The sequence below is a fragment of the Rhodococcus yananensis genome (genome assembly GCF_020515525.1).
GTDB lineage: Bacteria > Actinomycetota > Actinomycetes > Mycobacteriales > Mycobacteriaceae > Rhodococcus > Rhodococcus yananensis.
Window position 1 is genome coordinate 1 of the sequence record NZ_JAIYEP010000054.1, and the last position, 21,780, is coordinate 21,780.

Genomic DNA, 21,780 nt, shown 5'->3' on the forward strand with positions numbered 1-21,780 from the left:
AAAGACTCTCGATCAACACCCCGAAGGGCCGATCAGTCATAGACAAAAGAGCCGAATCACTAGCATAAAAACTCAAACTAGCAAAAACACTGACCATCACAGACGGAAGAATGTGACAGCCAGCAACAACCACCCACAAAAGTGGGGTGGTCGCACCAAATAATATTGGCACTGACATTCATCGGCACACTGTTGAGTTCTCAAAGAACACGCACACACGTCGACTCCGGACGGATGTCCGTTATCTCGGGGTGACTGTTCGTTCTCCGCGCCCTCTCGGGAAGCGGTGCGGTCACCAACCCTACCAGAAGATTGACAACCAGTGAAATTCAGGCGCCTTCGTCCAACCTCGTTGTCCCGTACCTCGCGGTCCGGGTCGGTGTCCGTGTCGCTCTGACCTGAAATAAGTTACGCGAGGATGAACCGGAACACCAAATCGCCTGGTCATCGCCCATCTCGGTGCGGAAACACGCAGGTCGGCGAATCACGATCCGTCGTGATCGGCTCGACGCCTTCCGGTGACCCGCAGCACACGACGTCCGGTCACGAGTCCGTTCCGACGCGTTCGATGTCGCCGCCGAGTTCCTTGATGATCTCGACGAACCTCGGATACCCGCGGTCGATGTGGTAGACGTCGTGCACCTCGGTCACCCCGTCCGCACACAGCCCCGCCAGCACCAGACCTGCGCCGGCCCGGATGTCCGAGGCCCACACGGGAGCACTCGACAGTTCCTCGACGCCGCGGATGACGGCGTGGTGGCCGTCGGTCCGGGCATCGGCACCCAGCCGGATCATCTCCTCGACGAAGCGGAATCGCGCCTCGAAGACGTTCTCGGTGATCATCGATGTGCCGTCGGCTATCGCCGCCAGCCCGATCGCCATCGGCTGCAGGTCGGTGGGGAATCCCGGATACGGCAGTGTCGCGACGTTGACCGCGCGGGGACGATCGTGTTGCACCACGTGGAACCCGTCGGGCTGGGGGGTGACCTCTGCGCCGGCGATCCGCAGTTTCTCGAGTACCAGAGCCAGATGCTTCGGATTCACACCGTGGACCGACAGGTCGCCCCGCGTCATGACCGCGGCGATCGCCCACGTCGCCGCGACGATCCGGTCGCCGATGCAACGGTGTTCGGTGGGCTGCAGTGCCGGGACGCCGACGATGTGGAGGGTGGTGCTGCCGGCCCCGGAGATGCGAGCGCCCATCTGCACCAGCATCGTGCACAGGTCGACGATCTCCGGCTCACGGGCCGCGTTGTCGATCGTGGTCTCGCCCTTGGCGAGCACCGCCGCCATGAGGATGTTCTCCGTGGCGCCCACCGACGGGAAGGCAAGCCGAATCGTCGCTCCGTGCAGGTCGTCGGCTTCGGCGACGACGCAGCCGTGTTCGATCGTGCTGTGTGCGCCGAGCAGTCGCAGGCCCGTCTGATGCATGTCGAGGGGACGCGATCCGATCGCGTCGCCGCCCGGCAACGCGACGACCGCCTTTCTGCATCGCGCGACGAGCGGTCCCAGGACGCACACGGATGCCCGGAACTGACGGACTGCCGCGAAATCCGCGTGGTACTCGGGCAACGCCGGCGTCGTGATCCGGACGACGTCGCCGTCGAGCTCGACATGACAGCCGAGTCCGCGCAGGACATCGGCCATCAACGGCACGTCGAGGATGTCCGGACAGTTGGTGATGGTGCTGGTGCCCTCGGCGAGCAGCGCGGCCGCCATCAGCTTGAGCACACTGTTCTTGGCACCGCCGACGAGCACGTCACCGACCAGTCGGTTCCCACCCGTGACAAGAAAGCGTTCACTCACAACGACACAGCGTAACCACGTCACTTCCGACCGGTGAGAGCCGGTACCGTGACGGCCATGGCTGTGCACCTCACACGGATCTACACACGTACGGGCGACGACGGTACGACCGGGCTGAGCGACTTCTCCCGGGTGTCCAAGAACGACGCACGTCTGGTCGCCTACGCGGACTGCGACGAAACGAATGCGGCGCTGGGTGTCGCGCTGGCGCTGGGCGATGTCCCGGAACGGCTGGTTCCTGTTCTGACACAGATCCAGAACGATCTCTTCGACGCAGGTGCGGATCTGTCCACCCCGATCGCCGAGAATCCGAAGTACCCGCCCCTGCGCATCACGCAGGAGTACATCGACCGTCTCGAACGATGGTGCGACGAGTTCAACGAGGAGCTGGAACCGCTCAACTCGTTCATTCTTCCCGGAGGAACTCCCGCCGGCGCACTGCTGCACACCGCTCGCACTGTGGCGCGGCGCGCCGAACGGTCGGCGTGGGCGGCGGTGGATGCGGCACCGGAGACGACGAACGTGTTGCCGGCCAAGTATCTCAACCGACTGTCCGATCTGTTGTTCATCCTCGGCCGAATCGCGAATCCGGACGGTGACGTGCTGTGGAAACCGGGCGCCGGGGCCTGAACCCCGCCCGATGGGCCGCCGGAGTCGAAGCGTCCGGCGGTCTCAGAACATCCGGCGCCGCTGCGACCGACCCGACGGTCGCGATTCGAGCCACGACAGGAACGCGGTGAGCGCGCCTCCGTCGAGTGCCATCTCGTAGTGATCGTCCTGATCGACGATGTCGAGGATGACGATGTCGTCGGTCATGATGTCGTATTCGCTGCCCGAGGGACCCCGACGCGCCCGGATCTCGGTGCCCTGACGGCTCATCCGCGAGTCCGGTCCCGGCCTCAGGCTGGACAGCTTGTAGAACACGAGCGTGTCGTCGCCGTAGCGGATGATGCCGTGTCGCCACCCGATGCCGTCGTTCTGCGGCATCACGCGCAGGATCGCGGCGGTGCCCCCGCCGCGCAGTTTCGTCACCCGATACAGCAGAGCCGCGACGGAGGCCGCGAGCAGCGCCACCAGAACGATGAGAACGATCATCCCTACTGACACTGCTCGTCGGCTCCGTCGCGGCTTCCCTGTTCTTGCTCTCAGGCCCGCTCGACAGCCCGCAGACGGCCCCGAGCCACAGCGAGCTCGGCTTCGTCCTGGCTCTCCGCCAGGACCGCCTTGGCGGCCTCGACGTCGATGTCGTCGACCAGATCCGCCGATTCGGCGAGGACGGTCACGCCGGTCGCGGTCACGGAGAGGAATCCGCCGTGCACCGCGAGGACGATGCGCTCGCCCTCCACGGTCTTCACGGACACGACGCCACCCTCGACGAGCTGGCCGAGGACCGGCTCGTGACCGGCCATGACGCCGATCTCACCCTCGGTGGTCTGAGCGGTGACCAGCGTCGCCGTACCCGACCAGAGGCGTTCTTCGACGGCGACGATGTCCACGGTGATCTCAGCCATCGGGGCCTACTTCCCGGCGATCTTCTTGGCAGCGGCCTCGACGTCGTCGAGTCCACCGCAGCTGTTGAACGCCTGCTCCGGCAGGTGGTCGAACTCGCCCTTGCACACGCGGTCGAAGGCCTCGATCGTGTCGCGCAGCGGCACGACCGAACCGGGCTGACCGGTGAACTTCTCGGCGACGATGAAGTTCTGACCGAGGAACTTCTGCAGACGACGGGCACGAGCGACCGTGACCTTGTCTTCCTCGGAGAGCTCGTCCATACCGAGGATGGCGATGATGTCCTGCAGTTCCTTGTACTTCTGCAGGATGCGCTTGACCTCGTTGGCGACGCGGAAGTGGTCCGCGCCGACGATGCCCGGCTCCAGGATGCGCGAGGTCGACGTCAGCGGATCGACAGCGGGGTAGATACCCATCTGCGAGATCGGACGCGAGAGCTCGGTGGTCGCATCGAGGTGCGCGAACGTGGTGGCCGGCGCCGGGTCGGTGTAGTCGTCGGCGGGCACGTAGATCGCCTGCAGCGAGGTGATCGAGCGGCCACGGGTCGAGGTGATGCGCTCCTGCAGCTCACCCATCTCGTCCGCCAGCGTCGGCTGGTAACCCACGGCCGAGGGCATACGACCGAGCAGGGTCGAGACCTCGGAACCGGCCTGGGTGAAACGGAAGATGTTGTCGATGAACAGCAGAACGTCCTGTCCCTGGACGTCGCGGAAGTACTCCGCCATCGTCAGCGCGGACAGGGCGACGCGCATACGCGTTCCCGGCGGCTCGTCCATCTGGCCGAACACGAGGGCCGTGTCCTGGAGAACGCCCATCTCCTCCATCTCGAGGTGGAGGTCGGTGCCCTCACGGGTGCGCTCGCCGACGCCGGCGAACACCGAGGTGCCGGAGAACTCACGCGCGATACGGGTGATCATCTCCTGGATCAGAACGGTCTTGCCGACACCGGCACCACCGAACAGACCGATCTTGCCGCCCTTGACGTACGGGGTCAGCAGGTCGATGACCTTGATGCCGGTCTCGAGGATCTCGGTCTTGCCCTCGAGCTGGTCGAAGGCCGGGGGCTTGCGGTGGATGCCCCACTGCTCGCCGTCGCGGCCGGTACCCGGCGCGTCGAGGCAGTCACCGAGGGCGTTGAACACGTGGCCCTTGACGACGTCACCGACGGGAACGGAGATCGGACGACCGGAGTCGACGACGGAGGTGCCGCGCACCAGGCCGTCGGTCGGCTGCATCGAGATGGTGCGGACCAGGTTGTCACCCAGGTGCTGCGCAACCTCGAGGGTCAGGGTCTTCGCCACGGACGGCAGAGTGACCTCTGCGTGCAGGGCGTTGAACAGCTCGGGCACGGCGCCACGCGGGAACTCCACGTCGACGACGGCGCCGATGACGCGGACGACGCGCCCGGCAAGGGCCGACGCCGCACCGGCGTTGTTGTCGGTTACTGCTGCGGTCATTGTGGTTCAGTCACTTCCTGCACTCGAGGCGAGCGCACCGGCACCGCCGACGATCTCGCTGATTTCCTGGGTGATCTGGGCCTGGCGGGCCTGGTTCGCCTGACGGCTGAGGGTGTTCACCAGTTCCGTGGCGTTGTCCGTCGCGGCCTTCATCGCGGTGCGGCGGGCAGCCGACTCCGAGGCCGCAGCCTCCAGCAGCGACGCGAAGATACGCGTGCCGATGTACTTCGGCAGGAGGGCGGCGAGCAGAGTCGCCGCTTCCGGCTCGAAGTTGTAGTCGGGCTTGGGGCCACCGGAGCTGTGGTGGCCGTCGCTGAGCATGTCCTCACCGAGTTCGATCTCGTCCTCGGTGACGCTGACCTCGAGGGGCGCCATGCGGCGCACTTCGGGGACCTGGCTCAGCATCGACACGAACCGGGTGTAGACGATGTGCAGTTCGTCGACGCCCTCGACGGTGCCTTCCCCGTTGGGTGCGGCGACCTCCGTGCCGGAACCGGCCATGAACAGCTCCACCAGGTGCCGGCTGGCCTTCGCAGCGTCTGCGTAGCGCGGCTCCTGCGAGAAGCCGGTCCACGCACCCGAGACGTTGCGATCGCGGAAGGTGTAGTACGCGAGGCCCTTACCACCGAGGACGTAGAGCACAGGCTCCTTGCCCTCGCTGATGAGCAGCTGACGCAGCTCCTCCGCCTCCTTGAGGACGTTGGAGTTGTAGCCACCGCACATACCGCGGTCGCTGGTGACCACCAGGACGGCGGCGCGCTTCGGGTTCTCGCGCTCGTTGAGCAGGGGGTGATCCAACGACGCCGACGCGCTGGCCAGCTCCGAGAGGACGTTGGTGATCTCCTCGGCGTAAGGCTTGGACGCTGCCACTCGGGCCTGGGCCTTCGTGATCCGCGACGTCGCGATCAGTTCCTGCGCCTTGGTGATCTTCTTGGTCGAGTTGACCGACTTGATTCGCGAGCGCAGTTCACGCAAGTTCGCCATTCGTCGATCACACTCCCTTCACTGGACGCTGGGTCATGGTCTCCACGCTCACTTACGAACGGTGGTGCGCTTGACGGAGACCTGCTCCTGCTCGACCTCGTCGGCGCCCAGCGCCTCGGCCTCGGCCTCGTTGACGACGCGGCTGCCGTCGGAGGCGATGAAGCCCTCCTTGAACGTGGCGGTCGCGGACGTCAGCGCCTCGATCGACTCGTCGCTCAGCGCGGTGCCACCGGCGATCTGCTCGTAGACACCCGAAGCGTTGCGGTGGAGATCCTCGAGGAGCTCCGCCTCGAAGCGACGCACGTCGCCGACGGGCACGGAGTCGTACACACCCTCACCCGCGAGGAAGATCGACACGATCTGGTCCTCGACGGCGACCGGGGAGTACTGGTCCTGCTTGAGAAGCTCGACGAGACGCTGACCGCGCTCGAGCTGTGCCTTCGATGCGGCGTCCAGGTCGGAGGCGAAGGCGGCGAAGCCTTCGAGCTCACGGAACTGGGCCAGTTCCAGACGCAGCGAACCGGAGACCTTCTTCATGCCCTTGGTCTGCGCGGCGCCACCGACACGGGAGACGGAGATACCGACGTTGATCGCGGGGCGGACGCCCTTGTTGAACAGGTCGGACTCGAGGAAGACCTGACCGTCGGTGATCGAGATGACGTTGGTCGGGATGTACGCCGAGACGTCGTTGGCCTTGGTCTCGATGATCGGCAGCGCGGTCATCGAGCCGCCACCGAGCTCGTCGGACAGCTTCGCCGAACGCTCGAGCAGACGCGAGTGCAGGTAGAAGACGTCGCCGGGGTAGGCCTCGCGGCCCGGCGGGCGACGCAGCAGCAGCGAGATGGCGCGGTACGCCTCGGCCTGCTTGGTGAGGTCGTCGAACACGACGAGGACGTGCTTGCCCTGGTACATCCAGTGCTGGCCGAGAGCCGAACCGGTGTAGGGGGCGAGCCACTTGAAGCCGGCCGAATCGGAGGCCGGAGCCGCGACGATGGTGGTGTACTCCATCGCGCCGTTCTCCTCGAGGGCCTGCTTGACGCCCGCGATGGTCGAGCCCTTCTGGCCGATGGCGACGTAGATGCAGCGGACCTGCTTCTTGGGGTCGCCGGACTCCCAGTTGGCCTTCTGGTTGAGGATCGCATCGATGCAGACCGCGGTCTTGCCGGTCTTGCGGTCACCGATGACGAGCTGACGCTGTCCGCGGCCGATCGGGGTCATCGCGTCGATGGCCTTGATGCCGGTCTGCAGCGGCTCCTCGACGGGCTGGCGCTCCAGCACCGTCGCGGCCTGCAGTTCGAGGGCGCGGTTCTCGTCGGCCTCGATGTCGCCGAGTCCGTCGATCGGCTGACCGAGCGGGTTCACGACGCGGCCGAGGAAGTTGTCGGACACCGGCACCGACAGCACGTCGCCGGTCCGCTTGACTTCCTGCCCTTCCGCGATCTCCTGGAAGTCACCCAGGATCACGGCACCGATCTCGGTGGCTTCGAGGTTGAGGGCCACGCCCAGCACGCCGCCGGGGAACTCCAGCAGCTCGTTGGCCATCGCCGACGGCAGACCGCTGATGTGCGCGATGCCGTCACTGGTGTCGACGACCACGCCGACCTCCTCGCGGGAGGCCTCCGGGGAGTAGCTCGCGGTGTAATTGTCAATCGCGCTACGGATCTCGTCGGAGGAGATCGTCAGCTCCGCCATGTTCTTCCTGCTCTCGGTATCTGGTCTTCGAAAAGATCTGTGTGTGTGTTCGGTAGTGGACTACGTCAGGCTCTTGCGCACTGCCGCGAGTCGACCCGCCGCACTGCCGTCGATGACCTCGTCGCCCACCCGGACGACCAATCCACTGAGAAGCTCGGGATCGACCTCGACGTGCACCGTGACAGGCTTCCCGTAGACGCGGGTCAGCGTCGCGGCGAGCCGCTCCGACTGTTCCGTGCCGAGGGGTGCCGCACTGCGCACGTGCGCGACCGCGCGATCCCGCTGTGTCGCGGCGAGCGCCGACAACTCGTCGAACGCGTCGGCCGGCGACTGCTGGAGACGTCCCACCGCGTGAACGGCGAGGGCCTCGGTGATCGCGGTCGACTTGCCGTAGAGCAGTCGGGAGAGAAGGTCACGCTTGGCCTGTGCCGGCGTGTTCCGATCGGACAGCGCCTGCTCGAGTTCGCCGTTTCCGGCGACGATCCGACCCAGGCGGAAGAGCTCGTCCTCGACGGTGTCGAGCTGGTCCTGGTCGGCCGCCGCGCTCAGCAGCGCCTCACGACCGAGCTGCACGAGAGAGTTGGTCAGGTCGGATTGCGCCGACCAGTCCTGCCCCGCCGCGGCTTTCACGGTCGCGAGGGTCGCGGCCGAAACCTGGCCCCCGAAGACCTGCTCGGCCAGCGCCTCGCGAGCTGCCGCGTCGGTGGAGGCGTCGGCCAGCGCACCGCGGAGGGTGCGCTGACCGTCGAGAACCTCGACCACCGAGAACAGTTCGGAGCCGGCCTGAGCCGCAGCGGCAGTCGCGGCACCCGAGCCCAGGGCGGACTGCAGTGCGGAACGCGCATGAGCGAGTGCCTCACGGCTTGCTGCGTACATTGTGCTCACTTTCCGGATGCAGAGTCAGCGCTGAGGGAATCGAGTTCGTTGAGGAACCGATCGATCGAGCCGGCACGCTTGACGTCGTCGGCGAGAGACTCACCGATGATCTTCTCGGCGAGATCGACCGAACTGCGACCGAGGTCGCTCCGGAGTTCGGCCACGATCTGCTGACGCTGGGCCTGCAGCTGGTTGTGACCGGCAGCGACAATGCGGTCGCTCTCCTCCTGTGCCTGAACCTTCATATCGGCGATGATCTGCTGGCCCTGAGTGCGGGCCTCCTCGCGGATCTGTGCAGCCTCGGTGCGAGCTTCGGCGAGCTGAGCGCGGTACTGCTCGAGCGCTTCCTTCGCCTCTGCCTGGGCTTCCTCCGCCTTCTTGATGCCGCCTTCGATCAGCTCCGAACGCTCGTCGAGCACCTTCTGGAACATCGGAAGTACGTACTTCCAGAAGACGAAACCGACGACGATCAGGGCGACCAGCGACCAGACGATGTCGTACGTCGCGGGGAGCAGGGGGTTGGGGATCTCCCCTTCCTCTGCCGCGAGAATCAGGATGCTGTCAGCCATCGTGACCACCAAATCAACTGAAGATGAAACCGGCAACGATGCCGATCAGCGCAAGGGCCTCGGTGAATGCGATACCGAGGAACATCGTGGTGCGCAGCTGTCCGGCCATCTCTGGCTGACGGGCCATTCCCTCGATCGCCTTGCCGACGACGATGCCGATGCCGATGCCGGGGCCGATGGCGGCGAGGCCGTAGCCGACTGCACCGAGACCAAGCAAAACAGTCTCTTCCTGTGCGAGGACATCGACTGCCTGAAGCGCAACGCTCATTGGTGTTCCATTCCCTTTCTTGTGGCTCGGCCCCGGGGGTCGGCAACCGAGTCAGTCTGTGTGTTTCTGTCGGTGGTGCTGGTCGGCGAGCTAATGCTCTTCTGCGTGCAGAGCCAGATCGATGTACACCGCGGTGAGCAGCGCGAAGATGTAGGCCTGCAGGACGATCACCAGGAGCTCGAAGAAGGTGAACGCGATGCCGCCGATGACGGAGCCGATGCCGAACACCTTCATCAATCCGTCGGAATCGAAGAAGAAGAATTGCGTGGCACTGAAGAACAGCACCAGCATGATGTGGCCGGCCAGCATGTTGGCCATGAGACGAATGGCGAGAGTGAACGGGCGCAGAATGAACGTCGAGACGAACTCGATCGGGATCACCAGAAGGTGCAACGCGGGCGGCAGGTTTGGGATGACGATGCTGCTCTTCACGTAGCGGAAGAAGCCGTACTTCTTGATGCCCACGTAGTTGAAGACGATGTAGGCGAGCGCGGCGAGCACGATCGGCATACCGATACGGGCGTTCGACGAGATGTTGATGAACGGGATCACCGCGGTCAGGTTGAGCCCGATCACCAAGAAGAAGATGGTGATGATGACCGGAAGGAATCGGCGTCCCTGTTCCTTACCGAGGATGTCCTCGGCGATGTGGATCCGGACGAAGTCGAGCATGATCTCGGCGACGTTCTGAACGCCGCGGGGCACGATCTTCGGGCTGCGCATCGCGATGACGAAGAACGCCGCGACGAGCACCGCCACGACGACGCGGATCAGCATGAGCCGGTCGACCTCGAAGGGGGTCCCTTCGAACCAGATTGCCGGTGGGAAGAAGTCTTGTAGTGACGGCGCGTGGAATTCTCCGGCTGCCAAGGTGGTGACGCTCAGCGCTCTCTCCCGTAGTCGGCCGCAGGCATTGCCGTCTGCGGTTCGATCGGACATTGACGATCCAACAAGTCGACCAGGTCGGCTCGCGTATACGCCAGTGCTCGAACCGTTCCACGGTCCCGCTTCTGCCGGTGTCGGCGACTCTCGTCGACTCGGCGGTCATTTGAACACGACCGCCTACCGAGTGACAACCGCAGCGGGCCGAACGGGCGGCAACCTGCTGTCTCACTCGCGTGAGAACACCCTATCAACTGTTCTACGACAGCGTGTAGGTGGGTGCGGACCTGCACACTCCCCGGACTACCGCCGGGTACTACTTCCGCTCGTCCGGAGACGGCTTCGGATCGACGTAGAGCGCCCGCTGCGACAGCACCCCGTACGTCTCGGAACCCAGAACGATGATCAGGGCGAACACGATCGTCAGGACCAGCGCGCCCTTGCTGTAGAAATCCATCGGCTTGAGTACCGCCATCACGACGATGGCGAGGATCAACTTGAGCAACCACGTGCCCAGCAGCACGGCCCCGGCCGTCGTCGCCGGCATCTTCGAGGTCAACAGCACGCCGAGTGCGGTGAACAGGATGAAGCCACCCCCGACCGCCGCGCCGAGCAGCGCTCCCCACAACCCCGGCAGGCCGGCGATCAGCACGGAAACGATCGACGACACCACGGCGAGGGCCAGCAGACCCAGCACGCCGTAGCGGACGGCGGCGCGCATCGGCGCCGACGGGTCGGGCAACGCGGGAAGGGATGGATTCGTCTCGGGTCGATCCGGGGAGGTCACGGTATACGAGCCTAACGGACCCGCCGACGACGACCCGGACGGCCGCCCTCGTCGTCGTGACGCAACGACGGGACCGCCGTGACGACGAGCGCGAACACCAACCCTCCGGCGGTGAGCAACACGACGGCGGTGCGGTCGAGCAGCGATGCACCGACGGCACCGAACGCCAGGACCCCCACCCACAGGTACAGCAGCAGCACGACGCGTCGGTGCGAATGCCCGATCTGCAGCAGCCGGTGGTGCAGGTGCATCTTGTCGGGGCTGAACGGGCTCACCCCCGCCCGCGTACGTCGCACGATCGCGAGCAACAGATCGAGGATCGGGATGAACATCACGGCACCGACGAGGATCAGCGGCGACAGCAGACCGACGAGGTCGCGCGATCCGTAGGCGCTGAGCGGGATGCGCCCGGACGCACTCGTGGAGATCGCGGCGAGGGTCAGGCCGATCAGCATCGACCCCGAGTCGCCCATGAATATCCGGGCGGGCTGGAAGTTGTGGGGCAGGAACCCCAGACATGCCCCGGCGAGCGCCGCAGCGATCAGCGCCGGCGGATAGGCGGCGACGTCGCCGCCCTGATCGAGCAGCAACCCCACCGAGAAGATGCAGATCGCGACAGCGGCGATCAATCCGAGCCCGGCGGCGAGTCCGTCGAGTCCGTCGACGAAGTTCATCGCATTGATGGTCACGGCCGCCACCGCGACGGTCAGCAGCGCGCCCTGCAACTGGTCGAGCACCCACGTGGAACCGCTGAACGGGTTGTAGATTACGAGCCAGCTGACACCCATCAACGCCAGGACGCCCGCGGCGGTGACCTGACCGACGAACTTGGTGAGTGCGTCGAGGCCCCAACGATCGTCGATGATGCCGACGAGCACGATGATCGACGCCGACACGAGCACCGCACTCATGTCGGAGGTGAACTCGAAACCCCGTGTGAGCGCGGGTAATTGCTGCGCGAACAGAATTCCCACGACCAAGCCGAAGTAGATTCCGACGCCGCCCATGCGCGGCGTCGGGACGACGTGCACATCCCTGTCCCGCGGTGTCGCGACCGCACCGAACCTCAGGGCGAGCAGCCGGATCAACCCGGTGGACAGAAACGTCACCACCGCGGCGGTGAGCAACACGAGGAGCAACTCCCGAATCGGGACACCGGCACCCTGCGCCACCTGCGCGAGCACCGCGACCGGTTCGGGCAGGACGCCGTGCCCCGCCGCCACCGCGACCCCCGAACTCACGAAGCCTGCACCCACGAACCCCCGTCCTCCGCCGTCACTCCCCGCCCGAACGGAGACGTTCGGGGTCGTCGCCGAGAACTTCGGCGACGGATTCGGCCGTCACCGCGCCTTCGCGGAGGATGCGGGGGCGGTCGCCGGTCAGGTCGACGATCGTCGATGCGACGGCGTGGCGGGACGGTCCCCCGTCGAGGTACACCCCCACCGACTCGCCGAGCTGTGCCCGTGCTTCGTCGATCGTGGTGGCGGGCGGCTGACCGGAGACGTTCGCGCTGGACACCGCCATCGGCCCCACCTCACGCAGGAGCTCGAGCACGACGGGATGCAGCGGCATGCGCAGCATGACGGTGCCGCGGGTGTCGCCGAGATCCCACGCCAGTGACGGCGCCTGATGCACCACCACGCTCAGCCCCCCGGGCCAGAACGCACGGATGAGCTCTCGTGCCTCGGGGCGCACGGACGTGACGAGACCGTCGATGGTCGTCCACGAGCCGACGAGGATCGGCACCGGCATGTCGCGACCGCGGCCCTTCGCGCGGAGCAGCTCCGACACGGCGGCGCCGTCGAAGGCGTCCGCACCGATGCCGTAGACGGTGTCGGTCGGAACCACGACGAGGCGCCCGGCCTTGAGGGCACCGCGTGCCGCGTTCAGACCCGCGGCACGGGAATCCGGTTGGTTGCAGTCGTACACGGTGCTCACGCGACCATCCTTCCACTCACGCGGATGTGCCCTCGGTCCGCCCCTGCGTCCGCACCGGACGTTCCGTGTCGGCGCCTGTGCCGCCTCTGGTCCGGGTGGCCTCGACGTCGGTGGCGACACGTCGCGCGACGACGAATCGTGGCCGGCCCGCGAGATCCGGATGCTCGGCGACCTCGCCGAAGACGCGGCGCTGCTCGAACAGTTCGGCCGTCTGCCGACCGTTGGTGTCGTCGTGTTCGACGGCGACCGCGCCTCCGATCCGCAGCCAGCGCGCGATGTTCGACACCATCGGTTTGATCACCGACAGCCCGTCGGGGCCACCGAACAGCGCGGTGTGCGGGTCGTGGTCGATCACCTCGGGATCGAGGTCCGCGTTCTCGGGGATGTACGGCGGATTGGTGACCACCACGTCGACCAGGCCTTCGAGGGAGGTCAGCAGCGAGCGGTCGGTGACATCACCCTGGTGCAGGACGATCGGGGTGTCGCCTTCCGCCGCCCGGGTCTCCGCGTTTCGCCGCGCCCACGCGAGTGCCTTCGGCTCGAGCTCGACGGCGTGGACCACCGCGTCGGGACGCGCGTGGGCGATGGCGAGTGCGAGAGCCCCCGATCCCGTGCACAGGTCCAGCACGACGGGGTTGCGTCGCTCGTAGCCTTCGAGAAAGGCCAGAGCCCACGCGAGCAGGAGTTCGGTTTCGGGGCGCGGCACGAACACCCCGGGCCCGACCGCCAGGTCGATCTCACCCATCGCGGACGTTCCGGTGATGTACTGCAGCGGGATCCGCTTGGCGCGTTGCGCCACCATCGCGCGGTACGCATCGACCATCGCGGGGTCGACGAGTGGAACGAGACCGAGGCGGGTTCTCTCGATCCCGAGCAGGTGCGCGGCCAGGAGTTCGGCGTCGACGCGGGGACTCGGAACGCCCGATTCCTCGAGTACCGACACCGCGTCGATGATGGCCAGACGCAGGGGTTGACGACTCACGGATACAGGGTGCCATGCGGTGACGAAACCGCGACGAATAGGTCGACTTCGCCTCGAGATCGGCAACGGGTCGATAACGTCGGGACGTCGCAGAACACGAGAAGGAGATTGTCATGACGAAATCGGCACGCACGCTCCGCATGCTCTCGGCAGCAGCACTCGGCGGCGCCGCCGCGTTCGCCGGATCGGGTCTCGCCTCGGCCGAGCCGATCGACATCCAGCCGACGACACTGGCCTGTGGTTCGGGGATCGGTGAGGTCTTCTCGCAGACCACGGCCGAGAACCCGGTGGTCGAGGACGGCCAGATCTTCTACTACATCATGGACAAGGGTGCGACGGGCGCTCAGCTCGCGTACGTCAACCTCGCGACCGGACAGGTCGGTGTCAGCCCGTTCGCGCTGGCGCCCGCGGACACTCCCTGGATCGGTGATCTCCCCGTCAACCTCGTCCAGACCACCCCCGGCACCGTCGTGTCGGCGGTGTTCGGGCTGGTACAGAACACCGAGGGCGAGACGTGCGTGGTCCTGCCCGGTATCGACGTCACCGACCTGCCTGCGGCTCCCGTCGAGGGTGACTGAGCCTCCGCGACGGCGGACACAGCAGAACCTCGAACCACCGGGCCCGGCTCACGACGATCATTCCGCCGTGAGCCGGGCCTCTCGGTCTGCGGTCCCCAGTGCCTCGAGCAGCGCGCCCATCTCGCCGTCGAGGACGGCATCGAGGTTGTGCGCCTTGAATCCGATCCGGTGATCGGTGATGCGGTTCTCGGGGAAGTTGTAGGTGCGGATGCGTTCGGAGCGGTCGACGGTCCGGACCTGACTCGCGCGCCCGGCGGAGGCCTCCGCCTCGGCCGCCTCCTCCGCCGCGGCCTGCAGACGCGCCGCGAGGACCTGCATGGCACGGGCCTTGTTCTGCAACTGCGACCGCTCGTTCTGGCAGGTCACGACGATGCCGGTGGGCAGGTGCGTGATTCGCACAGCGGAGTCGGTGGTGTTGACGCCCTGCCCGCCCTTGCCCGACGACCGGTACACGTCGATCCGCAGATCGCTCTCGTCGATCTGGACTTCTTCGACCTCGTCGGGTTCCGGATAGATGAACACGCCGGCCGCGGAGGTGTGCACGCGACCCTGCGATTCGGTGACGGGGACACGCTGGACGCGGTGCACGCCGCCCTCGAACTTCAATCGCGACCACACACCGTCGCGGGTGGCCGTCCGCGACTTGATCGACAAGGTGACGTCCTTGTATCCACCCAGGTCGGAATAGGTGGCGCCGAGAATCTCGACGCGCCAGCCGACGTGTTCGGCGTACCGGGTGTACATCCGGGCGAGATCGCCCGCGAACAACGCGGACTCCTCCCCTCCCTCACCCGACTTCACCTCGAGCACCACGTCGTCACCGTCGTGCGGGTCGCGCGGTGCGAGCAGGTCGGTCAGGGCCTTGTCGAGTTCGGCGACCTTCGCCTCGAGATCGGGGATCTCCGCTGCGAACGACGAATCGTCGGCGGCGAGTTCGCGGGCAGCCTCGAGATCCTCCCGCGCCGCGGAGAGCTTCGCGTGCGTCGCCATGACGGGTGCGAGCTCGGCGAACCGCTTGCCGACCCTGCGGGCAGCGGCGGGATCGTCGTGCAGCGACGGGTCCGACAGCTGCTGTTCCAGACCCGCGTGTTCGGCCAGGATGTCGTCGATGGCCGACGGCTTGGTCTGCCCCGCCATGGGTTCGCTCCGCTCGTGTCGATAGGTGAAGATGTGGTGCTCCGCGGTCGCCGCCGCAAGCGTGTTCCGGAACGGGAGACGTCCGGAACGACAAATGCCGACGCCCGGCCTGCACGAAGCAGAACCGGGCGCCGGCATTGCAGCTAGCTGTCGGCCGCAGCCTTCTTCGGGGTGCGCTTGCCGTAGCGGGCCTCGAAGCGCGCGACGCGTCCGCCGGTGTCCAGGATCTTCTGCTTGCCCGTGTAGAACGGGTGGCAGTTGGAGCAGACCTCGACGTTGATCCGTCCCGACTCCTTGGTGCTGCGAGTCTCGAACGTGTTCCCGCAACCGCAGACGACGGTCGTCGTCACGTACTCGGGGTGGATTCCTGCCTTCATGGTGTCCCTTTCGTGGTCGCCGGGTCGACTCCGCGGATCGGAGCCGTGAACCGGAACCGGACTGAGCCGTTCGATTATGCCAAACCATCGGGCCCGGGAAGAAATTCCCGGGCCCGATCGACGTCCCGGCGGCGGAGGCCGCCGCAGCCGTCAGTCCTCGAGTGCCCCCGGCGCGGTCTTCGCGACCTGCATGAGGAACTCGATGTTCGTCCGTGACTTCTTGAGCCGCTCGATGAGCAGGTCGATGGCCTGATGCGAGTCCAGGCCCGACAGCACCCGACGGAGCTTGTGCACGACCGCGAACTCGTCCGGGCTCATCAGGAGCTCGTCCTTGCGGGTGCCCGACGGGTTGACGTCCACCGCCGGGAAGACACGCCGCTCGGCGATCTTGCGGTCGAGCTTGAGCTCGGCATTGCCGGTGCCCTTGAACTCCTCGAAGATCACGGTGTCGCCGGTGGATCCCGTCTCGACCATCGCGGTCGCGATGATCGTGAGGGAGCCGCCGTTCTCGATGTTGCGGGCCGCACCGAGGAAGCGCTTCGGCGGGTACAGCGCGGTCGAGTCGACACCACCCGAGAGGATGCGGCCGGACGCCGGCGAGCTGTTGTTGTACGCGCGACCCAACCGGGTGATCGAGTCGAGCAGCACCACCACGTCGCGACCGGTCTCGACGAGACGCTTGGCCCGTTCGATGGCGAGTTCGGCCACCGAGGTGTGGTCTGACGGCGGGCGGTCGAAGGTGGAGGCGATGACCTCGCCCTTGACCGAGCGCTGCATGTCGGTGACCTCTTCGGGTCGCTCGTCGACGAGCACGACCATCAGGTAGCACTCGGGGTTGTTGACGGCGATCGCGTTCGCGATGTCCTGCAGCACCGTCGTCTTACCGGCCTTCGGCGGCGAGACGATCAGGGCGCGCTGCCCCTTACCGATCGGCATCACCAGGTCGATGACCCGGGTGGTGAGGATGTTCGGCTGGGTTTCGAGCCGCAGACGCTGGTTCGGGTACAGCGGGGTCAGCTTGTTGAACTCGGGCCGCCGCTTGGCCGCCTCGACCTCACCGCCGTTGACGGTGTCCAGACGCACGAGCGGGTTGAACTTCTGCCGCTGGTTGGCCTGCTCGCCTTCCCGAGGGACGCGCACCGCACCGGTGATCGCGTCGCCGCGACGCAGTCCGTTCTTGCGGACCATGTTCATCGACACGTAGACGTCGTTCGGACCCGCAAGGTACCCCGAGGTGCGCACGAACGCGTAGTTGTCGAGCACGTCGAGGATGCCGGCGACGGGCTGGAGGACGTCGTCCTCCCTGATCTCCGGCTCGCGCCCGTCCCCGCCCTCACCGCGGTCGCGGCCACGCCGACGCTCGCGGAATCGGCGGCCACGGCGCCCGCGGCCACCCTCGTCGTCGTCCGAGGCGCGGTTGTCCTGACGCGGACCCTGGTTGCGGTCGCCACCGTCCTGGTTGCGGTCACCCTGGTTGCGGTCGCCACGCTGGCGTCCGCCGTCGTCGGACTTGTTGTCGTCGCGCTTGTTGTCGTCGCGCTTGTTGTCGTCGCGCTTGTTGTCGTCGCGCTTCGCGTTGTCCCGGGCACGCCCCTCGTCGACGCCCTGGCCGTCGGCCTTCGGCGACTGTTCGCCCTGGTCGCCGCCGCGGCGACCGCGACGCTGACGACCGCGACGCGGAGCATCCTCGTCCGAGGCACCCTGCTTGTCGGCGACCGGAGTTTCGGGGGACGCGGTCCGATCCGCCTGGGCCGGGGCGTTCTCGGCGGCGGGCTTCTCGGCAGCGGGCTTGTCTGCGGCGGGCGCATCGGCCTGCCCACCGCGACCGCGACGGCCGCGTGCCGGGCTCTCGGCGGGCTTGTCCGCAGCGGCGCCGGTGGCGTCGTCCGCGGCCGGCGCAGCCTTGGCGCCTCCCCCCTGCTTCTCCTTGATGGCGGCGATCAGGTCGCCCTTGCGCATCCCGGAGGTTCCCTTGATGCCGAGCTCGGCGGCGAGGGCACGCAGTTCGACGAGCACCATGCCCGACAGCCCGGTACCGCGGCGTCCGCCACGGGACGAGGTCTGTGCAGAATCGCCGGCCTGAGCTCCCCCGGTTGTCGCGGTGGTGTCGGCATCAGGTGCAGCGATCAGGTCCGTATCTGTCACGGAGATCCTTTCCTTCCCTCGACCGCTCCATGCAGAGTCGAGGGTTCGTTCCACAGATCAGTTCTTGCACTGAGCTGGGATTGCCGTACGAGTTCACGGAATCGAACGATCGGCATGTCCGTCACCCCGTCGACGACGGATCGGTGCGGCTTGCCCATTCCCTCGGAACGGGAGCGGGTGAGGACCGGGCCAGGATCGATCGCCCCGATGGAGCTGGAGTGAGTGCCCTGGAGAATCCGGCGACCGAAGCACACGACGTGCGGACACCCACAGAATAGCGACGAACCGTACGCGGGGCAAGAATGGATGTGACTGACGGTTCGTGTGTGATCGACCACTCGGCCGACCGGCGCGCAGCGCCCTGCACCGCGACCGTCGACGAGGGTCGGGTGCAGGGCGTCGGGGTGTGTGCGGCAGGAGTTGGGCAGGGGTCTCAGTCGACCCGTACCCCGTCTGAGATCTCCGGTTCGAGGACGGTCAGTCCGTCGGCTTCCGCCGCCTCCCGCAGTTCGGCGGGGAACGGTTCGGTGGTCAGGGCCAGCACTGTCGGCCCGGCACCCGACACCGTGGCCGGGATCCCGCCGGCACGCAACGTCGCGATCCACTTGGTGGTCAGCGGGAGCGCCGGCGCGCGCTGCGCCTGGTGGAGCAGGTCCTCCGTCGCCGCCATGAGCAGGTCCGGACGGCGGGTCAACGCGACGACGGCCAGCGCCGCCCGGCTGACGTTGAACGCCGCGGAACGATGCGGAACCAGTTCGGGTAGCAACCCCCGGGTGTGCGCCGTCGACGATCGCACCGACGGCACCAGCACCACCACCCGGATGTCCGGATGGACCGGCAGCGACACCGCCCGGAACACGCGGTGCTCGGTGTCGGCGGCGGCCTCGCTCCACGAGACCACCACTCCCCCGAGAACACTGGCGGACGCATTGTCGGGATGGCCTTCGAACTCGGATGCCAGCTGCACCAGCTGGTCGTCGCCGAGCACGCGGTCGGGTGCGATCTTCCGGACCAGACCGTTCGCCGCAGCGAGCCCACCCACCGCAGCGGATGCCGACGATCCGAGCCCGCGCGAGTGCGGAATCACGTTGCGACACACCACGTCGAGTCCGTCGGCCCACACACCGGCCGCTTCGAGCCCGCGCTCGACCGCACGCACCACGAGGTGCGAGGGACCCCACGGCACCTCCTGGGCACCCTCACCCTCGACCCGCACATTGAGGCCGGAATCGGTTGTGGTGACGGTGATCTCGTCAAACAGACCGAGCGCCAGACCCAGCGAATCGAACCCCGGTCCGAGGTTCGCGCTCGAGGCCGGCACCCGAGCGGTGACCGTGACTCCCACGGGCAACGTCTGCGTCATGTCCTGACTCCCAACGGAGGATGTGGGCGGGGAAGCCACTAGGCCAGCTCGAGTGCCGACGCCACCGCGACCGGGTCCACCGGGATCGGCTCCACGACGGGCACGTCGCGAAGCGCCGTGTCGGGATCCTTGAGTCCGTTTCCGGTCACGGTGCACACGATCTTCAGGCCCGGTTCGAGCCAGCCCTCCTTGCGCGCCGCGAGCAGACCCGCAATGGACGCTGCCGATGCGGGCTCGACGAAGATCGACTCCGACTTCGCCAGCAGGTGGTATGCCTCGAGGATCTCCTCGTCGGTGGCGGCGCGGAAGGCACCGTTCGACTCGTCCTTCGCCGCGACCGCGCCGTTCCACGAGGCGGGCGCGCCGATCCGGATGGCGGTGGCGATCGTCTCGGGGTTGTTGACGGGATGCCCGAGCACGAGCGGTGCCGCACCCGCCGCCTGCACCCCGAGCATCCGGGGGCGACGGGTGGAGAGACCGTCGGCGAAGTACTCCGAGTAGCCCTTCCAGTAGGCCGTGATGTTGCCCGCGTTACCGACGGGAAGCACGTGCACGTCGGGGGCGTCGCCGAGCGCGTCGACGATCTCGAAGGCCGCGGTCTTCTGTCCCTCGATGCGCACCGGGTTCACCGAGTTCACGAGTCCGATCGTCGGGAACTCCGAGGTGGTCTTACGCGCCAACTCGAGGCAGTCGTCGAAGTTACCCTCGACCTGCACGATCTTCGCGCCGTGCATGACGGCCTGCGCGAGCTTGCCCATCGCGATCTTGCCCTGCGGAACCAGGACCGCGCAGCCGATGCCCGCCTTCGCGGCGTACGCGGCGGCCGACGCGGATGTATTGCCCGTCGACGCGCACAGCACGGCCTGCTTGCCCGAGGCGAGCGCCTCGGTGACCGCCATGGTCATTCCGCGGTCCTTGAACGAACCGGTGGGGTTGAGTCCCTCGACCTTGACGTGCACCTCACAACCGGTGATCTCGGAGAGTCGCTCGGCCGGCAGGAGCGGCGTGCCACCCTCGCGCAGCGTCACCGTCTTCCAACCGTCACCGATCGGCAGGCGCGCACGGTACGCCTCGATCAGGCCCGGCCACGGGGTGTGCACGGGGGTGGTGTTCTTCTCGACCGCACTCATTCGGCGGATCCCTCCAGTCTCAGGACGCTGGTCACAGCGGTCACGGATTCGAGTTTGTCGAGCGCTGCGACGGTGTCGGACAGCGCCCGGTCGGTGGCTCGGTGGGTGAGCACGACGAGTCGGGCACCGTCACCGGCGCCTTCCTGGCGTACCGCGGAGATGCTCACCCCGCGGGTCGCGAACTCCGCGGCGACCGCGGACAGCACACCGGCGCGGTCCGCAACCTGCAGGTTGACGTAGTACCGGGTGACGATGTCGCTCATCGGAGCGATCTCGAGCTGCGCGTACTTCGATTCGCGCGGGCCGCGCCCACCCTGCACACGGTTGCGCGCCGCCATCACGACGTCGCCCATCACCGCCGAGGCCGTCGGGGCACCGCCGGCGCCCTGACCGTAGAACATGAGCCGGCCGGCGGCCTGCGCCTCGACGACCACCGCGTTGAAAGCACCACCGACGGATGCGAGCGGATGCTCGCGCGGCACCAGCGCCGGGTACACGCGCGCCGACACACGATCGCGACCACCGGGCTCCGGGATGCGTTCGCAGATCGCGAGCAACTTGATCGTGCAGTTGAGGGCGCGCGCCGACGTCAGGTCGGCCGCGGTGATCGTGGAGATGCCCTCGCGGTACACGTCCGACGCACTGACCGGGGTGTGGAACGCGATCGACGCGAGGATCGCCGCCTTGGACGCCGCATCGAATCCCTCGACGTCCGCGGTCGGATCCGCCTCGGCATAGCCGAGCCTGCTCGCCTCGGCGAGGGTCTCCGCGTAGTCGGCGCCGGTCTCGTCCATCGCCGACAGGATGAAGTTGGTGGTGCCGTTGACGATGCCGATCACCCGATCGACGCGGTCACCGGCGAGGGACTGCGTCAGCGGACGGATCACCGGGATGGCACCGGCGACGGCCGCCTCGAAATACAGGTCGACGTTCTGGGCCTCGGCGGCCTGCGCGAGCTCACCCGTGTACTCGGCCAGGAGCGCCTTGTTGGCGGTGACCACCGACTTCCCGGAATCCAGCGCCGACCGCACCAGCACACGTGGCCGGTCGATGCCACCGATCAGTTCGACGACGACGTCGACGTCGTCGCGGGCGACGAGTGCGTCGGGGTCCGCGGTCAGCAGGTCGGCGGGGATACCGCGGTCGACAGTGGTGTCGCGCACGGCGACACCGCGCAACACGAGCGGCGCACCGATCCGTTCCTGCAGGTCGGCCGCGTCCTCGCGGATGATGCGCACGACCTCGGCACCGACGGTGCCGTGGCCGAGGACCGCCACGCCGATCGGGCGCTGCCCGGACA

Annotated in this window: 22 protein-coding genes; 2 read left to right on the forward strand and 20 right to left on the reverse strand. The window is 67.1% G+C overall.

What is annotated here, in order from left to right:
- Window positions 1-543: 543 nt before the first annotated feature.
- Window positions 544-1,806, reverse strand: a complete 1,263-nt coding sequence (gene murA / locus LDQ05_RS13720) for a UDP-N-acetylglucosamine 1-carboxyvinyltransferase (RefSeq protein WP_226437520.1) — start codon at window positions 1,804-1,806, stop codon at window positions 544-546.
- A gap of 57 nt (window positions 1,807-1,863) precedes the next feature.
- Here murA and LDQ05_RS13725 point away from each other — a divergent pair, with 57 nt between their 5' ends.
- Window positions 1,864-2,436, forward strand: coding sequence for a cob(I)yrinic acid a,c-diamide adenosyltransferase (locus LDQ05_RS13725; protein ID WP_226437521.1), 573 nt, complete (start codon window positions 1,864-1,866; stop codon window positions 2,434-2,436).
- A gap of 42 nt (window positions 2,437-2,478) precedes the next feature.
- Here the strand turns inward: LDQ05_RS13725 and LDQ05_RS13730 are convergent, their stop codons facing one another.
- From LDQ05_RS13730 to prmC, 13 genes are all read right to left on the reverse strand, one after another.
- Window positions 2,479-2,901, reverse strand: coding sequence for a DUF2550 domain-containing protein (locus LDQ05_RS13730; protein ID WP_226437522.1), 423 nt, complete (start codon window positions 2,899-2,901; stop codon window positions 2,479-2,481).
- A gap of 50 nt (window positions 2,902-2,951) precedes the next feature.
- Entirely contained in the window at window positions 2,952-3,317 is a 366-nt protein-coding gene (locus LDQ05_RS13735; RefSeq protein WP_226437523.1) for a F0F1 ATP synthase subunit epsilon, read from the reverse strand.
- A 6-nt stretch (window positions 3,318-3,323) separates the two neighbouring features.
- Window positions 3,324-4,772, reverse strand: coding sequence for a F0F1 ATP synthase subunit beta (gene atpD, locus LDQ05_RS13740; protein WP_226437524.1), 1,449 nt, complete (start codon window positions 4,770-4,772; stop codon window positions 3,324-3,326).
- Between the two features lie 6 nt (window positions 4,773-4,778).
- Window positions 4,779-5,756 carry a F0F1 ATP synthase subunit gamma gene (locus LDQ05_RS13745; RefSeq protein WP_226437525.1) on the reverse strand — a complete coding sequence of 326 codons (978 nt, stop codon included), beginning with the start codon at window positions 5,754-5,756 and terminating at the stop codon, window positions 4,779-4,781.
- A 48-nt stretch (window positions 5,757-5,804) separates the two neighbouring features.
- A complete protein-coding gene (gene atpA / locus LDQ05_RS13750; RefSeq protein ID WP_226437526.1) occupies window positions 5,805-7,448 on the reverse strand; it encodes a F0F1 ATP synthase subunit alpha in 1,644 nt (547 codons plus the stop codon).
- A 60-nt stretch (window positions 7,449-7,508) separates the two neighbouring features.
- Entirely contained in the window at window positions 7,509-8,324 is an 816-nt protein-coding gene (locus LDQ05_RS13755) for a F0F1 ATP synthase subunit delta (protein ID WP_226437527.1), read from the reverse strand.
- A 5-nt stretch (window positions 8,325-8,329) separates the two neighbouring features.
- The gene (locus LDQ05_RS13760) at window positions 8,330-8,893 is read right to left on the reverse strand and encodes a F0F1 ATP synthase subunit B (RefSeq protein WP_169689877.1); all 564 of its coding nucleotides are present in this window, start codon (window positions 8,891-8,893) and stop codon (window positions 8,330-8,332) included.
- A gap of 13 nt (window positions 8,894-8,906) precedes the next feature.
- A complete protein-coding gene (locus tag LDQ05_RS13765; RefSeq protein ID WP_169689876.1) occupies window positions 8,907-9,161 on the reverse strand; it encodes an ATP synthase F0 subunit C in 255 nt (84 codons plus the stop codon).
- A 90-nt stretch (window positions 9,162-9,251) separates the two neighbouring features.
- Window positions 9,252-10,100, reverse strand: coding sequence for a F0F1 ATP synthase subunit A (atpB, locus tag LDQ05_RS13770; protein WP_226437528.1), 849 nt, complete (start codon window positions 10,098-10,100; stop codon window positions 9,252-9,254).
- A gap of 259 nt (window positions 10,101-10,359) precedes the next feature.
- A complete protein-coding gene (locus LDQ05_RS13775) occupies window positions 10,360-10,830 on the reverse strand; it encodes a Cg1360 family ATP-synthase-associated protein (protein WP_226437529.1) in 471 nt (156 codons plus the stop codon).
- A gap of 11 nt (window positions 10,831-10,841) precedes the next feature.
- Window positions 10,842-12,032, reverse strand: a complete 1,191-nt coding sequence (locus LDQ05_RS13780; RefSeq protein WP_264185031.1) for an MraY family glycosyltransferase — start codon at window positions 12,030-12,032, stop codon at window positions 10,842-10,844.
- Between the two features lie 73 nt (window positions 12,033-12,105).
- On the reverse strand, window positions 12,106-12,768 hold the full coding sequence (locus tag LDQ05_RS13785) for an L-threonylcarbamoyladenylate synthase (protein WP_226437530.1): 663 nt from the start codon (window positions 12,766-12,768) through the stop codon (window positions 12,106-12,108).
- A 16-nt stretch (window positions 12,769-12,784) separates the two neighbouring features.
- A complete protein-coding gene (prmC, locus tag LDQ05_RS13790; protein ID WP_226437531.1) occupies window positions 12,785-13,750 on the reverse strand; it encodes a peptide chain release factor N(5)-glutamine methyltransferase in 966 nt (321 codons plus the stop codon).
- Between the two features lie 113 nt (window positions 13,751-13,863).
- On the opposite strand from prmC, the gene LDQ05_RS13795 reads away from it, so the two are divergent.
- Window positions 13,864-14,328 carry a hypothetical protein gene (locus LDQ05_RS13795; protein ID WP_226437532.1) on the forward strand — a complete coding sequence of 155 codons (465 nt, stop codon included), beginning with the start codon at window positions 13,864-13,866 and terminating at the stop codon, window positions 14,326-14,328.
- A 57-nt stretch (window positions 14,329-14,385) separates the two neighbouring features.
- Here LDQ05_RS13795 and prfA read toward each other — a convergent pair whose 3' ends face one another.
- From prfA to LDQ05_RS13825, 6 genes are all read right to left on the reverse strand, one after another.
- Window positions 14,386-15,465: a peptide chain release factor 1 gene (gene prfA / locus LDQ05_RS13800; protein ID WP_226437533.1), complete on the reverse strand. Its 1,080-nt coding sequence runs from the start codon at window positions 15,463-15,465 to the stop codon at window positions 14,386-14,388.
- A gap of 143 nt (window positions 15,466-15,608) precedes the next feature.
- A complete protein-coding gene (gene rpmE / locus LDQ05_RS13805) occupies window positions 15,609-15,842 on the reverse strand; it encodes a 50S ribosomal protein L31 (protein WP_226437534.1) in 234 nt (77 codons plus the stop codon).
- Between the two features lie 150 nt (window positions 15,843-15,992).
- Window positions 15,993-17,987: a transcription termination factor Rho gene (gene rho, locus LDQ05_RS13810; protein WP_226437535.1), complete on the reverse strand. Its 1,995-nt coding sequence runs from the start codon at window positions 17,985-17,987 to the stop codon at window positions 15,993-15,995.
- A gap of 433 nt (window positions 17,988-18,420) precedes the next feature.
- Window positions 18,421-19,350 carry a homoserine kinase gene (gene thrB / locus LDQ05_RS13815; protein WP_226437536.1) on the reverse strand — a complete coding sequence of 310 codons (930 nt, stop codon included), beginning with the start codon at window positions 19,348-19,350 and terminating at the stop codon, window positions 18,421-18,423.
- Window positions 19,351-19,388: 38 nt separating this feature from the next.
- Window positions 19,389-20,480, reverse strand: a complete 1,092-nt coding sequence (gene thrC / locus LDQ05_RS13820; protein ID WP_226437537.1) for a threonine synthase — start codon at window positions 20,478-20,480, stop codon at window positions 19,389-19,391.
- Window positions 20,477-21,763, reverse strand: a complete 1,287-nt coding sequence (locus LDQ05_RS13825) for a homoserine dehydrogenase (protein ID WP_226437544.1) — start codon at window positions 21,761-21,763, stop codon at window positions 20,477-20,479. The genes thrC and LDQ05_RS13825 overlap by 4 nt, the downstream gene beginning before the upstream one ends.
- Window positions 21,764-21,780: the final 17 nt, after the last annotated feature.